15 protein-coding genes are annotated in these 13551 nt (G+C 41.3%); 11 read left to right on the forward strand and 4 right to left on the reverse strand.

Annotated elements, in window-relative coordinates:
• Positions 1-14 precede the first annotated feature (14 nt).
• Positions 15-488 (forward strand): SMI1/KNR4 family protein, encoded by a 474-nt coding sequence (locus MKZ09_RS09920; protein WP_076202898.1) that lies wholly within the window; start codon positions 15-17, stop codon positions 486-488.
• A gap of 410 nt (positions 489-898) precedes the next feature.
• Positions 899-1237, forward strand: coding sequence for a hypothetical protein (locus MKZ09_RS09925; RefSeq protein WP_076133905.1), 339 nt, complete (start codon positions 899-901; stop codon positions 1235-1237).
• A 16-nt stretch (positions 1238-1253) separates the two neighbouring features.
• Here MKZ09_RS09925 and MKZ09_RS09930 read toward each other — a convergent pair whose 3' ends face one another.
• Positions 1254-1943: a Crp/Fnr family transcriptional regulator gene (locus MKZ09_RS09930; protein ID WP_076133906.1), complete on the reverse strand. Its 690-nt coding sequence runs from the start codon at positions 1941-1943 to the stop codon at positions 1254-1256.
• Positions 1944-2023: 80 nt separating this feature from the next.
• Between MKZ09_RS09930 and MKZ09_RS09935 the strand changes: the two genes are divergently transcribed.
• On the forward strand, positions 2024-2776 hold the full coding sequence (locus MKZ09_RS09935) for an HAD-IIB family hydrolase (RefSeq protein ID WP_076133907.1): 753 nt from the start codon (positions 2024-2026) through the stop codon (positions 2774-2776).
• Positions 2777-3094: 318 nt separating this feature from the next.
• On the opposite strand, the gene MKZ09_RS09940 is transcribed toward MKZ09_RS09935, so the two are convergent.
• From MKZ09_RS09940 to MKZ09_RS09950, 3 genes are all read right to left on the reverse strand, one after another.
• Positions 3095-4294: an MFS transporter gene (locus MKZ09_RS09940; RefSeq protein ID WP_076134077.1), complete on the reverse strand. Its 1200-nt coding sequence runs from the start codon at positions 4292-4294 to the stop codon at positions 3095-3097.
• A gap of 66 nt (positions 4295-4360) precedes the next feature.
• Positions 4361-4978, reverse strand: a complete 618-nt coding sequence (locus tag MKZ09_RS09945; protein WP_076202901.1) for a sugar O-acetyltransferase — start codon at positions 4976-4978, stop codon at positions 4361-4363.
• 37 nt (positions 4979-5015) lie between these two features.
• Entirely contained in the window at positions 5016-5924 is a 909-nt protein-coding gene (locus tag MKZ09_RS09950; RefSeq protein WP_076203268.1) for an ROK family protein, read from the reverse strand.
• A gap of 303 nt (positions 5925-6227) precedes the next feature.
• Here MKZ09_RS09950 and MKZ09_RS09955 point away from each other — a divergent pair, with 303 nt between their 5' ends.
• The 8 genes from MKZ09_RS09955 (at position 6228) to MKZ09_RS09990 (ending at position 13449) form a co-directional block, all read left to right on the forward strand.
• Positions 6228-6599, forward strand: coding sequence for a hypothetical protein (locus tag MKZ09_RS09955; RefSeq protein ID WP_076202904.1), 372 nt, complete (start codon positions 6228-6230; stop codon positions 6597-6599).
• A 455-nt stretch (positions 6600-7054) separates the two neighbouring features.
• Positions 7055-7585 (forward strand): RNA polymerase sigma factor, encoded by a 531-nt coding sequence (locus tag MKZ09_RS09960; RefSeq protein ID WP_076202908.1) that lies wholly within the window; start codon positions 7055-7057, stop codon positions 7583-7585.
• Positions 7582-8406 (forward strand): hypothetical protein, encoded by an 825-nt coding sequence (locus MKZ09_RS09965; RefSeq protein WP_076202911.1) that lies wholly within the window; start codon positions 7582-7584, stop codon positions 8404-8406. Before MKZ09_RS09960 ends, MKZ09_RS09965 begins: the two co-directional genes overlap by 4 nt.
• On the forward strand, positions 8396-9259 hold the full coding sequence (locus tag MKZ09_RS09970) for an ABC transporter ATP-binding protein (protein WP_076202914.1): 864 nt from the start codon (positions 8396-8398) through the stop codon (positions 9257-9259). The genes MKZ09_RS09965 and MKZ09_RS09970 overlap by 11 nt, the downstream gene beginning before the upstream one ends.
• Positions 9260-9264: 5 nt before the next feature.
• Entirely contained in the window at positions 9265-10401 is a 1137-nt protein-coding gene (locus MKZ09_RS09975) for an ABC transporter permease subunit (RefSeq protein ID WP_076202918.1), read from the forward strand.
• Positions 10402-10601: 200 nt separating this feature from the next.
• Positions 10602-11816, forward strand: a complete 1215-nt coding sequence (locus MKZ09_RS09980; RefSeq protein ID WP_179089530.1) for an S-layer homology domain-containing protein — start codon at positions 10602-10604, stop codon at positions 11814-11816.
• Positions 11817-11959: 143 nt separating this feature from the next.
• Positions 11960-12451, forward strand: a complete 492-nt coding sequence (locus MKZ09_RS09985) for an RNA polymerase sigma factor (RefSeq protein ID WP_076202925.1) — start codon at positions 11960-11962, stop codon at positions 12449-12451.
• Positions 12448-13449 carry an anti sigma factor C-terminal domain-containing protein gene (locus MKZ09_RS09990; RefSeq protein ID WP_076202928.1) on the forward strand — a complete coding sequence of 334 codons (1002 nt, stop codon included), beginning with the start codon at positions 12448-12450 and terminating at the stop codon, positions 13447-13449. The genes MKZ09_RS09985 and MKZ09_RS09990 overlap by 4 nt, the downstream gene beginning before the upstream one ends.
• Positions 13450-13551: the final 102 nt, after the last annotated feature.

Raw genomic sequence — 13551 nt, forward strand, 5'->3', positions numbered from 1 at the left:
AGGAAGTGAGAGAAGTGAGATTGGATGTTAATACGATTGTCCTTCCATTGCCAACCGATGAATTATTAGATGTAGTTGAGCGAAGCTTGAGAGTTTCATTTCCTGAGACTTATAGGAGTTTTATTAAGGATAATAATGGAGCTGTACCAATCACAAATATGTTTAGTTTTAATCAACATGAATATATAATTGAAAAGTTTCTTTGTATATTGAATGATAGTGAGTCTGACCCTATTAATGGATGGTATGATGTTGAAGTTATTATTACACAAATAGGTGATAGATTAACTGATAATGAAGATTTAGTGGGGATGAATGTAGTTCCTATTGCAGCACTTTTTTCAGGGGATTTTATTTGTTTGGATTTTAGAGAAATAGAAGAACCTACTGTAGTTATTTGGTTTCACGAAGAGTCAGAGGAATTTTCACCTGTAACACAAAATGTCGCCACAAATATATCAGAATTTTTTGAAATGCTAAAAGAGTAATACTATTTTAGTTCATGTTAGCACGTGATTGATGATTAGCCCTATTCAGTGCCGAATGAATCCATTATTCAACCTTAATACGTATAACCCATGTAATGCCGCAACAAGAATCTCTTGATTTCCTTTGTACGTACGAAAATTCTTGAAAAGCGTAACCTAATTAACGCTAGAGCCTTACATAGAACAGGTCGATTATGGTCAGATACCACCATGACTGACCTGTTTTTTTATATTCATTTTCCGGTGTCGTAGCTTGCGGGTCCATCCAATATCCCTCACAAATAAAGATTTCAAAAGGAGTAAAGCACCCCCAAAAGGCTTTACTCCTTTTTAACATTTAGTCTAAGCTATGTTATTATTACCTTATATTTTCCTATAAATAACAAAATATAGAGTTTGGAGGTTTACGAATGAGAAGTAAGCGTAACTTGATAATGCTGTTATTGTTTGCTTTGACGATTATCCTTTCAGCCTGTAATGATAAAAAAGCTGCGATATTATCCATGGATGAAATACGGGATCTAGCTCAGCAAGGCGAGGCGTTGTCGTGGAAGGATTTTGAAGGTTATCCCTTTGAAGATGTCGGTTCAGGCTTGTACATCCGTAAATATGAAATTAATGAAAACTACCATGTGCTGGTGGGTGGGGGAAGTGTTGATGCAGCTCCTCTGTATATAAATCTTGTCAAAAGAAACGGAGAAAAGATCGATATCCGTTATGATGACATCGATCATTTTATCCTCAATTAAATGAGGGGCTTTTAGGCTATTCAAATCTTATTCCGTTAGATAATTCATCCAGACGCTCCCAGTCGAGTACAACAATTTCTTGCTTAACTTTATATAAAATTTCCATGTCGGTGAGCCGCTGAATAACACGGTTTAAATGGCGGGGAGTAGTCCCAATTAACGAAGCTATATCTGGGATATAGGGTGTCTGAATTTCTTTTCCAAACTCCCTTTGGAGTTGAATGGTCAATAAATAACTTGCAAACCTTTCCTCTACAGAGCCCAGCAAGTTCGTTCGGGATGCGGACGTGCAGGTTAGAAGCTTGTAAGAAAGATGTTTTAGCAACAAGTCTTTAAACCTGTGGTTATCCATTAGGTCAGACTCAACCTTTTGTTTCGGGATAAATAAGAGGCTGGTTTGTTGTACCGCTTCAACTTGGGATTGGATCACAACCTCCTGCACGTATTCAATATCCCCGAATAATGACAAGGGTGAGCAGAAACGTAATAACAAGGATTTTCCCGTCCCCACACTAGAAGAAACCTTGGTACGCCCCTCCACTTGAAAATAAATTCCGTCCAGCTCATCGCCCTCACGCAAAATGATTTCATTCTGCTCATAGACAAGTAACTGGATTAAAGCATGTGTTGACGGCGTGAATACTTGGTCTAGATTAAATTGTGTAATGTAATGTGATATCAGATTTGGATCATGAATAGATTTCATCGTTTACTCCTTTTTGGACATCGGTCCTTTCCATTATATATGAACTCGTTAATATAGAGAAAAAGGGGAGGTTATTAACTGTGAAATTTATTTTTGATTTAGATGGGACGATTTGTTTTAGCGGCAAACCATTGAGTGAATTTATTGTACAAGCCTTGGATTCTCTAATTGAAAAAGGACATGAGGTTATTTTTGCGTCAGCCCGGCCTATTCGTGATTTATTGCCTGTGTTGCCTGCTCATATGCATCATTTTTCTATGGTTGGCGGGAATGGTGCGTTTATTGCAAAGGGTGGGGAGGTTATTTCGACGATACATTTTGACCCACAGACTGCGGACAACCTCCTGAATTTGATTGAAGAATTTGATGCAACATATTTGATTGATAGTCACTGGGACTATGCATATTCGGGTTCTGTAGACCATCCCATCCGGAGAAATGTAGATCCAGAACAACGCGCCAAAAATGTAACTCCATCAGAGCTGGATGAGATTGTGAAGGTAGTTATTTTGAGCAGTCTGAACGGGGAACAACTTATACATAAGCTGCAAAATCTGCCGATTGTGATCTACCAGCATGGACAAGAAGATATTATGGATATAAGTCCACAAGGTGTGAACAAATGGACAGGACTAAGGAGATTAGGCATAGAACCGCAGCAATTTATTGCTTTTGGTAACGATGCTAATGATATAGAAATGTTTAGACATTCCGCACATTCGGTTTGTGTTGGCGATCATATAACCTTGGGAGAAGTTGCAACGGAAAAGGTTAGTAGCAGTGAAGAGCAGATTGTTAGAAAAATAATGGAGCTGGTGGGAGGTCTGCGATAATTGTTGGGATGGTGATCACCAGCTCAGAGGCCATTGTTGCGGACTGTATAGTCGCTATTTCAGGATTTAGCTTCATTAGGCGGAGTGTTCAGACTCAGGAGGCGTTATCTAGTCAGAAGACAGCGGCTTTTGCACAAAAACAACTCAATAACGACTCTGGGGTCCGAATAACCTCATTTCTGTCTATTTCGAAGCCAATAAGGACATTTGAGTCCGATGGTAGGAGGTTGGTCGCTATTTGCAACAAAAAACCTGCCATAAAATCAGCAGGTTTTTTGGCATGGAAGAGCAGAAATAAGTGCGATAACTATTACTATTCTAAATAAGTTCTTGGCGGCGATTTAAATAACGATATAAAACACAACCGGATATCGCGCATATAGCTGCACATAAACCGATAAAACCATACCCAGCTTGAAGTCCACGTAGCAAACCAGTTTGTGATTCTGCTCCGTAAAGCCTCTTTACACCTTCGATTACTGCACCTATGGCATAGTTGCCAATCACGCTACCGACTCCCATTAGTGTAACTGTAAAGGTGATGGCAGTGTCACTGCCATGCGGATACCTTTTTGCGATAAACGCCATGACTGTTGGATAAATCATAGCGATACCTATGCCTGCTGCCGCGAATAGAAACGCGAGCTGTTCCCCACCCAAAATAGCAGCAAATGTACATAAGGCAGAGAAGGCTGAAAAGATGATAAGCGATAGATTGAAACCAATCTTATCTGTAACCGGCCCCAGCAGAAGCCTTGCTAGCGAGAAGCAGAGAAAAAAGGTGGACAACATACCAGAAGCTGTAACTGTATCCCACAAGTATGCTTTTTCTAGAAAATTCACTAACCATCCACCTACTGCAAGCTCTGACACCACGCCGAAGGAAAGAATAAGCACCATCAGCCATAATGCGGGATCGCGGACCAACGTTTTTAAAGGGATCCGGTCCTCTTGCGGAAGATCATCTCCCGGAAATGTACTGCGCAAGGCAGATAGAATAGGCAATAAAGATAAGCTTAGCATAATCAGATACATTCCGCGCCAGTCGAGTGGATGGCCAAATATACTTACCGACATGAGTCCTGTTGCCAGCAGTGGAGCTAAGGTTGAACTAAATCCGTAGAAAAAATGGGATAAGTTCATCATCGTCCCGGTATTTTTTACGAAGATGCGTGCTCCCAAAATGGCAAGACCAATCTCCAGCATTCCGTTTCCGATGTACATCAGGAAATACGAAGCTGAGAAAAAGGGGTAGCTGTGGGAGATATAGATTAACACTCCTGAGAATATCATGGATGCAAAAGCAATGATACTGACAGCCTTGATCCCCCACTTCCTAACCAATACAGCTGTAAAGGAGCAGGCGATCAAATAACCTAATGCATTTAGGGATAAAAGGGTGCCGAGCTGTTTCTCGTCCAGATTAAAGTCGAATTGGATTCGCGGAATGGCAGGTCCTTTAATATTTTCCGATATGCCAAACACTATAAATCCTAAAAAGATGGTTGCCAATTGCATGGCGTAAATCTTGTTAAATCCCCCGAAGCGCTTTTTCAAATTAAGATCCTCCCAGAACGGGTTACTTTATTGCTCGATGTCCCTGTAATAATCTTCTTTAAGTTTTTCCCAGTGTTGCTTATCTTCTTCGGTGATTGCTCTTAATACCTTGCATGGGTTCCCCACCGCAATTACATTGTCAGGGATATCCTTAGTCACGACTGAACCTGCACCGATGATTACATTGTTGCCGATTTTTACCCCAGGATTGATTACCGCGTTTCCCCCAACCCACACATTGTTTCCGATGGTAATCGGTGTACCGAATTCAAGCATACTAATACGCACATCCGCATCTATGGGGTGACCAGCAGTATATACGCCTACTCTAGGTCCGAAGAGAACATTGTTACCAATCGTTACTTTAGCTACATCAAGGATAATGCAGTCAAAATTAGCGTAGAAGTTATTGCCAACGGTAATATTACTGCCGTAATCACAACGGAAAGGAGGTTCAACATATAATGACTCTCCTGTAGACTCAAATAATTGCTTGAGTAGTTCTACTCTATATTCACCTTGTTCTTCCGTCGTATTGTTAAATAAACGAGTTAGCATTCTGGATCTTTTGTTATCTTTTGCTAATTCTTCACCGCCTGCCATATATAGCTTTCCTGCAATCATGTTTTCTTTGTTTGTTGCCATTCGTAGTTCCTCCTGAAGTGTATGTTAGTTTTATGTTTTAACGGCGCTTCTCAACCAGCTGCAACGAGTAGGTTAAGCTTTCCAGTGTGATCGCAATTAATCCGTTCATGTAATGATCATCAGGTTGATCCAGCACAATTAAGTGAGGCATATGCTCCTCTGGAATCACTTCCAGACAACGTTGATAAATCGGCTGTACATTCTCTTGTTTGACTTGTTCTCCTGTGAGAGCTATGGTCTCTGGATTAATAATTGCAATCAGGGACGATATAGTGTGAGCCGCCAAAGGGATGAAGGTATCTGTCTGGTCCAAGCTACTCAATTGCTGTTCACGCGAGATTCCAAACGGTAAAAAAGAGACTTCACCAGCAAATCTAGTATTACCTTTGTGGATATGCCCGTCGATCATCATCCCGGCTCCGGGAAAAGCTCCTTTGATAAAGGTCACTACGGCAATGGTTTTATCCTCTTCATAATCCTGTTGTTTATAGAATCCGTAAACGGTCAGATTCATATCATTTTCAATCGTGACTTCAAGCTCGTATTTTTCTCTGAGCAGTGATTCTAAGGGAGCATTAATTAACTCTTTAATGTCACAGATATTGATAACACCTTGGTGAGCAAGGCCGGGAATCCCAATCCCTACTGCCTTGATGTTGTTATATTGTTGGATAAGTGTATCCAGCAGATGGTCGATGGCTGCAGCATCTATGTACTCTAATTCCATCCATCCATGATCCACACGATCACCGACTGAATTGGTCACCGCATAGGTTATGGATTTCTGGCCATCCTCAATTTTGGCATAGATACATGCAATATAGGAAAAATCAGCGTTATAGATAAATCGTCTGGCCGGTCGGCCTCCATTTGAAGCCTCCAGTTCAGTCTCAATGACTTCACCAGTCTCCAGAAGTTCATTTAGGATATTTCCGCAGGTAGCAATACTTAATCCGGTGGCACTTGCAATCGTGGATTTGGTTCCTTCTTTCATCGATTTCAAGGCCTGCTTGATAAGCTCCTGATTTATCTTTTTAACACGAATAGAATTGTTTGCGATTTGGTTTATTTTATTCACCTCTAGACTTTTGAAAATGGTTATTAAAAGTATTATCAATACTATAACTTGGCTCTATATAATTGTCTAGCAATCGACAGTTTTTTATTATGGATTTTTTTGAAATGACATGTGGCTTTTAATCAACCTGCGGTGTCTAATTAAATGTAAGGTCAAGAGGAGGTTCTTACAATGTCTGGAGCTCATGACAAATCCACTGTTTATCCGGATCTTCCAACTTTTCATCAAGCTGTTGGTGAAGTAGACGCTCCTAATTGGTTCATGGGCACTTTTGAGGGAAACAAATTGAAAATTGTTCCTCCTTTGGATCCAGGGTCAGAGCATACGTATGAAACTATTCTTAAATCCACGCTGCACTTGTTTACAATGTGGTTAATCAGTGACATTAATCCACTTGCTCCTAAATGGCTGTGTCAAGAGATTGCAGGATACGAAGTAAAACAAATGCCTGATGAGTTCATTAAAAATTCGACTTCAGAGCAAATTCATAATCTTGTTATTCCTACTTTTCAAGAATTAAATTCCGAGGGCTGGGATCTTTAAACGATCCGAACTAGAGTTGCATGAACAATTTGTTGTATATTTAACCAAAAGATAGTTATAGTTTTTATTATAAGAGGGTCACATTTGCCATGTATTTGAGGCTATTGTGACCCTTATTATTTGTTTCATCGAAGAATAATCCACCTTTCCCGAAGATTTTCACAAAAAGACCCCTTGTAATGAGTGTACAATATGGAAATTAATAGAATCAATGTTATATAATTCACTAAGGTAGATGCTGAAAATGTTCACTCATAATTTGAACCGAGAACATAATCTAGGGGAAATTTATATTCGGCCAGCCAGAACCTTCTGGTTGGTCTTTTTAATGTGATGCGTCTACTTTGTAGGCGATTTCGTTATATTTAGTAGATTGGTAGATTGGTAGATAGGAGGGGAATTAAATCGGGGAGGACAAATGGGTCACAGAAGCGCAGCAAGGCAATGAGGCAGCGGTGGAATTATTAATTCGGCATACCTATAGTGATATTTATCGATTCATCAGATGGAAAATACATAATGACGAATTAGCCTGGGATCTTGCACAGACGGTGTATGAAAAAGCATGGGCCAAGCTTGGCAGCTATCAAAATAAACAGGGGAGTTTTCGAGCTTGGTTGATGGCGATTGCGCAAAATGTCTGCATTGACTATTTTCGCAGCAAAAGTGCTCGGCAAGCAGAGTTGAATCAAAGCTTATCTGATGAAATTACAGTCGAAGGAGATTTTCTTGAAGGAATATTACTTCGTGAAGAGGTTAAGCAGGTATACGCCGCGATTTGCTCACTGCCAGAGGAACAGAAGGATGCGCTCTTATTAAGGTATAAATATGAATTTACGTTTACAGAAATAGCTGCCGTAACTCATGAACCTGAATCTACTGTGAAGTCAAGGGTAAGTCGATCTCTTATTAAATTACGTGATTTACTAAGGCATTCCAAGCAAGAGGACATATCCCAATCCCTAAAGAAAGGAGCAGGAAAATGAGGGTTAAACATAACCATCAAGATTACCTCAATTTGAATTTACAGGATGAGATAACAGCAGAGTCTGTAGAGGAGATCGTGAATTATATCGAGTGCATTCCTGAGCCGCCACTCCTTGACGGTTTTGCAGAAGAAGCCATGAGCAGGTGGAGAAGATCCAAGCGGGCATTACCTGCGCCAGTCCCACCCGTTCCTCTATTTGCACGGCTACAGATGAGGATTCTTTTTTCACAGGGATGGTGGAAGGAGGTTGTGCTTGGTCTGATCTTGTTTGTAGCAGGATATTTGGTGCTGAGTGTTACGGAGATAGTTAGCCCTATGTTCATTCTGTCCATAGTGGGTTGTATTCCTTTACTGGTGGTCGTCTCTCATACGGCTCGGAATACGCTCTGTGGAATGGGAGAACTCGCACGTAGTTTTAGAATCCCGTTGCATCGGTATGTGCAAGCTCGGTTCCTTATGGCAGGGCTGATCTCACTAATGATTAACTTTAGTGTTACTGCTATGGTAACCCCTTTAGGGGGAAAGGAGTTTATGCTGCGTATGACCTTGCTATGGTGCATCCCAATCCTAATCAATGCGGCGGTAGCGTCAGTATTATCTACGCTGATACGTAATTTTAGACAATTAACGACCGTACTCTTCAGTTTGCCTCTCTTTTGGATGATTTTATTTTCCGGAGAATTTGCAGTGAGCTGGATGATGTCGGTCGAGTTATTTTGGTTAATGGGACTGGGCGTTCTGTCAGCAGTGGTATTTATCCTAGCCATGAGGTTTCAATCCAGAGTATTGAGCAGAGGAGGGTTTCTGATTGGAGCTTAAACTATGTAATATTGTACATGATTTCGGCAAAAGGAGAATTTTGAATACGATCAACCTTTCTATGTCATCTGGTGTCTATGGTCTTTTAGGACCTAACGGAACAGGAAAAACGACATTGATGCGTATTGTTGCAGATGTTCTGTATCCGACTCGTGGAAATGTACTTTTAGATGGACAAAACAAAGATGACATGGGGGATCAGTACCGGGCTCAGATAGGTTATTTACCGCAGGAACTGGGGATGTACAATCATTTTTCAGCTCGCGATTTCTTGTATTATGTTGCTGCCCTAAAGGGGTTGACCAAGAAGGAGGCGAGTGATCGTATAGAGGTTCTTGCTCAAATGGTTAATCTATCCGGAGAAATGGATAAAAAATGTGGTAAGTATTCCGGCGGGATGAAACGTAGACTCGGTATCGCTCAAGCATTGCTTAATAATCCGGGCATCCTCATTCTGGATGAACCCACAGTAGGACTTGACCCCTCGGAACGCGTAAGATTTCGTAATTTAATTTCTGAAATATCAAATGAGCGCATCGTTATTTTGTCTACTCATATCGTTTCTGATGTTGATCATATAGCTAAACAGGTGCTACTGATGGGGCGAGGAGAGTTACTTCGTCAAGGAACAATTAAGGAGTTGACCAATGAATTGCAAGGAGAGGTTTGGGAGGCCCATGTCCCCGGGCGGTTGCTGGCTCAAATCGAAGAGAATGGAACTGTAGTGAATGTGCAGCAGACAGATACTGGACTAGTGGTTCGGGTAGTCAGCAAGACTTTGCCAGTTGAGAATGCACGGATGGTGAATCCTTCATTAGAAGATGTATATATGCATTATTTTCGGAGGGGATGACACACATGAAACGTCTGGTGATGTTTGAATTACGTAAAATTATGATTCCCAGAGTCTGGATTTCTATAGCTGGAAGTATTGCATTAGCCATTTTTTGTTTTGTTAGTTTCTACCCATCCGGTTCGGATAGTCTATTGGTTGTAAACAAGGAAAAGCCTGAAGCTATTGCCGCTCATCTAGGAACGATTCAACCAGATTTAGCTTTGAAATACGCACCTAGACTCAAAGAAGAATATGCTGAAGACAGCGCTTGGCCCAAAGAGGAGAAGATGAAACGAATTCTGGAGCAACACTATGCTGGTACAGCTTATATGGTAGATCAATTCAACAGAAATTTAACAGAGCTGAGAGAGCAGAAGGTTTTATTAGAGAAGCAAGAACCAGGATCTTATGCACTAAGAGATGTTACTAAAAAGCTCTCCATGCTGGAGGAGGGAAAACCACGGGGGTTTTATGTAACGGAGGACTGGGACTTATTACATATATTTTTTTCAAGCTCGCCTGGCGTCGGCGATCTTCTGATCGGTCTTATTCTAGTATTTGCGCTGGCACCCTTGTTCTCTGGTGAGGAAAACTATAGAATGGATGCACTTATTCTATCTAGTAGATACGGAAGGTTGAAGATTGTTTCGGCAAAACTATTAGCTGGATTTATAGTTACGTTTAGTTGGGTTACTCTTTTTTACGGAATTTGCACATTGCTGGCCTGTTTACCGTTCGGCTTCGTGGGCTGGAATGCCCCGCTGAATAGTTACTTTTATTTTGATGAGACTCCATATGCCTTAACCCAGCTGCAGGGATTTGCCCTGAAATATGCTGTAACCTTGCTGGCTGCATGTGGTCTATTGTTATTGACGGCGCTGATATCCGCTTTGTGTCGGAGTAGCTTAAGCAGTCTTGGACTGGCAGCATTCGTAGTTATTCTTCCCCTTTTCTCTTTGCCTGGAATGTTGGGCAAAATAATCTCTTTTTTACCGTCAGGTGTAATGGTTAGCAGATCCTTAATCGAAAAATATGTATCCTATAACATTTTTGGCATCCCTATATTACATCTACCCTTGTCAATCCTTTCGGTGATAATCATAGGTATACTTGCTATAATGCTTATCCCCAAAGCTTTCGAACGTCGATTAAAGGTCTAAGTAGTAGGTAGGTTAAGATCGTTCCCGCTATGAAGGGGAGCGATCTTTTTTGGCTTTTCTTGTGAAAAAGGAGAGCATTATATTTAGGAATTAGACTTTTTACCCGATAGTTAAGATAAAGGGTTAATCACGATAAACCTGACAAAGAGAGCAGGAACCCCTTACCGATAAGAACGAAAGGGATTATTAAATTGAAGATAATGAAGCTATTGGTACTAGGTCTTATCTCAGGGACAATTGTGACATGCGGCAACGTGAGTTATAGAGTTCATGCTGACACGACAACGTACGAGAATACAGGGACATATGAAGAAGTGGAAGAGGACGGTGAGGAGGATCCGGCATCTTCACTGTTCACTGACATTCAAGGTCACTGGTCCGAGCCTTGGGTGCGCTGGGCGTTGGGCAACCAATTGATGGTTGGTTATGATGATGGGAGCTTTCGACCGGATCAGCCGATTACGGAAGCAGAATTTTTGAAATTATTTTATCTTTCTTTCGGCTATCCAAAGGCTACTAGCATAGGCGAAGAATGGACAGCAGCACCGTATAGAATGGCTAAGTGGTGGAATCATCCAGTTACTGGACTACAATATCCAGTGGCAAGATCGACTCCAATCACCAGAATGGCCGCCGCAAGGTTAGTTGTATCTGGTCTAGGGATGAATTACAACGACACGGATTCCGTCGTTTATTTGCTGGGTAACTCTCTACTTCCACTTCCCGGGGAGCCAACGCTAGTAGGTTTCAAAGGAAATCTCCCGCTTACAAGAGCAGAGGCTATACAATGGATGAGAATGCTCAAGCTTAAGGGAATATATACTGTAAATTCTCGTCCAGAAGAACGATCGGATCGGAGTCACTTACCGTCATTACCAGAACAGGGTACAGGCTTGAAGGACTTTATAGCGGCTCCGGTTACTGATCGCGATTTCGGAATCACGGATAGTGGACGTAATCTTTTTATTGATTTTGGGAGTTCAAGAATGTTAGTAGAGGAACATTACGGGGATTCAACAGGTCAAGATGTATTCAATAATGAAATGTATAAAGAAGTATCTGTACATTATGATACCGAAGGTCGGCTGAACGCTTGGAAAATAGACAAAGATAATGAGCGCATTGATCCAATCCACATAGGTACATTGAACAATATTCGACCTGGGGTAAGTACATTGGAAGATGTGCTAAAGGCATATGGTACATACGTTGCAGTGGATAACGAATACGGGATTATAGTGAGTTACTGGTTTGAGAACAAGGGTGGAGTGTATGAGCCCCGATTGTCACCTTTTGAAATGGATAATATGGAGGGTGGGTTCTATATAGGCTTCATTATTGACAAACAATCTCTGAAAGTTCAAACCATACTCATATCTACAGCTCAGCAGGCAATGAATCCTACGGATATATAGGAATTGTACTGGAATCTTATTCATTCTTTAAAATGTGACGGCATGTCTTTCTGAGGCAGCCGTCTTTTCTTTTATAATTTTTTTCACCTCATAAGCTAACATTCCGAGAACTTTATCGTTATACATACGAAGGGAGGTGCAGGATGAAGCCCGGGCAGCTACATCAGATACTTCAACCTAAAATGTTAGAAATTCAAAAATACTTGATTCGTCTCGGGGCACCTGCAGCCGACGCTGAAGATATCGTACAGGATACGGTGTATAAGGCTCTTTTGTATATTGATTCCATTGATGAGAACAAATTCAGTGCATGGTTATATAAAGTAGCGATCAATCGCTACTATGATCTGTGCCGCCGACGCAAGCGGATAGTCATTCCTATTGACTATGTAGATGTGCCCGATATGGAATTGCCAGAGGATCATGTGCTGTTAAAAGAGAAACGGGAAGACATCGAAAGAGTGTTGGATGAGCTTCTACCGCTCCATAAACAACTCATTATTATGAAGTATGAGCTGGAGCTGTCCTATCAGGAGATAGCTGAGCTTCTGGGAATTACGACAGATACAGTGAAATCGGTATTGTTTCGTGCCCGCAAGCAATTTCAAAAAAAGTATAGAGGTGAAGTGGAATGACAGCTCCATGGGAACAAAAGGATGATCAGAACCTTTCAAAAGTAATTAAGAAGGCAAAACGAAAAACAATGATTCGAAACACAATCATTTCTCTAGTGGTGACGGTTATAGTATTATTCGGCGGGATGCTGGGTAACGCCCATCTGACAAGCTGGTTGGCGATGCGTGGTTTGGATGAAGAGAGGATCATGATGAAGATTAGCAGTCCTAACCTTCAGGAGTTGAGAACTGAACTTGATTTAGGGTTTCTATCGGGTAAAGTTGAACTGAGCACTTACAAAGTTGTTGAGGGTGTGCCCATCATATGGGATACTAAAAAACTGTATTTCGATATGGGCAGCCGGTTTTCTCTGCTTAATAGGGGATACTCTAGTATAAATGTTCCTGACCCGGTAATGACACAGCAAAATTATGAATACTACCGAGGATATAACAGTCAAAATGGTCAGCGGGAAATGATGTTTTATGTGCCTGGAGTGAATTATAACGAAAAAGTGCTAAATGACCTGCCTGCACTCGAACAAATGGAACCTGGCAAGCTCATAGAAATGGCTGTTTCTTTTGATAAAAGCTACACTCAGGCAGAGGTAGAGAAGATGCTGCCGGCGGGTTTGACACAGACATGGTATTGGGTGGATACGTATGACAATAAAAAGAACCTTGAGTTTATTAGGAATGACAGCAGCCCGAATAAATATGCCTTACCGGAATCTGCTAGACAAGTATATGGCTACGGTGGGGAATGGGAAGGGTTATTTAAACCGAAACCAGAGGATTTTTTACAATCCTTAACCTATGGGCTTCAGATGAAGGGCAAGCATTACGGAGAGTTTGAGCGAATCTCGAATTACTTGAAAAAGGATAAAGCGGCGCCGGACGCCAGTGATGTACAGCTATTGGGAGTTGTCGTTACTGGAACTGCGAAAGAGCTGCAAAGCCTCAAAGGAAAACTCTATGTAAATACGGCAGTTCTCGGCGCGATTGTGGATAAATATTAGATCAATATAGTAAAAATGTTGGAGGGGTTGTTCTACAGGTGGATTTTCTACGAAAGAAGACAGCCTCTGCTGACCTCAAGCGGCAATTTGTCTATGACGTGA

It is taken from the genome of Paenibacillus sp. FSL R5-0908, from assembly GCF_038006245.1.
GTDB classification, from domain to species: Bacteria; Bacillota; Bacilli; order Paenibacillales; family Paenibacillaceae; genus Paenibacillus_AQ; species Paenibacillus_AQ odorifer.

Coding starts and splice junctions, on each gene's coding strand:
- MKZ09_RS09940 (WP_076134077.1), bottom strand. CDS start 4,294: ATGCAATTGGCAACCATCTTTTTAGGATTTATAGTGTTTGGCATATCG.
- MKZ09_RS09990 (WP_076202928.1), top strand. CDS start 12,448: ATGACAGCTCCATGGGAACAAAAGGATGATCAGAACCTTTCAAAAGTA.
- MKZ09_RS09925 (WP_076133905.1), top strand. CDS start 899: ATGAGAAGTAAGCGTAACTTGATAATGCTGTTATTGTTTGCTTTGACG.
- MKZ09_RS09965 (WP_076202911.1), top strand. CDS start 7,582: ATGAGGGTTAAACATAACCATCAAGATTACCTCAATTTGAATTTACAG.
- MKZ09_RS09955 (WP_076202904.1), top strand. CDS start 6,228: ATGTCTGGAGCTCATGACAAATCCACTGTTTATCCGGATCTTCCAACT.
- MKZ09_RS09930 (WP_076133906.1), bottom strand. CDS start 1,943: ATGAAATCTATTCATGATCCAAATCTGATATCACATTACATTACACAA.
- MKZ09_RS09945 (WP_076202901.1), bottom strand. CDS start 4,978: ATGGCAACAAACAAAGAAAACATGATTGCAGGAAAGCTATATATGGCA.
- MKZ09_RS09985 (WP_076202925.1), top strand. CDS start 11,960: ATGAAGCCCGGGCAGCTACATCAGATACTTCAACCTAAAATGTTAGAA.
- MKZ09_RS09975 (WP_076202918.1), top strand. CDS start 9,265: ATGAAACGTCTGGTGATGTTTGAATTACGTAAAATTATGATTCCCAGA.
- MKZ09_RS09980 (WP_179089530.1), top strand. CDS start 10,602: ATGAAGCTATTGGTACTAGGTCTTATCTCAGGGACAATTGTGACATGC.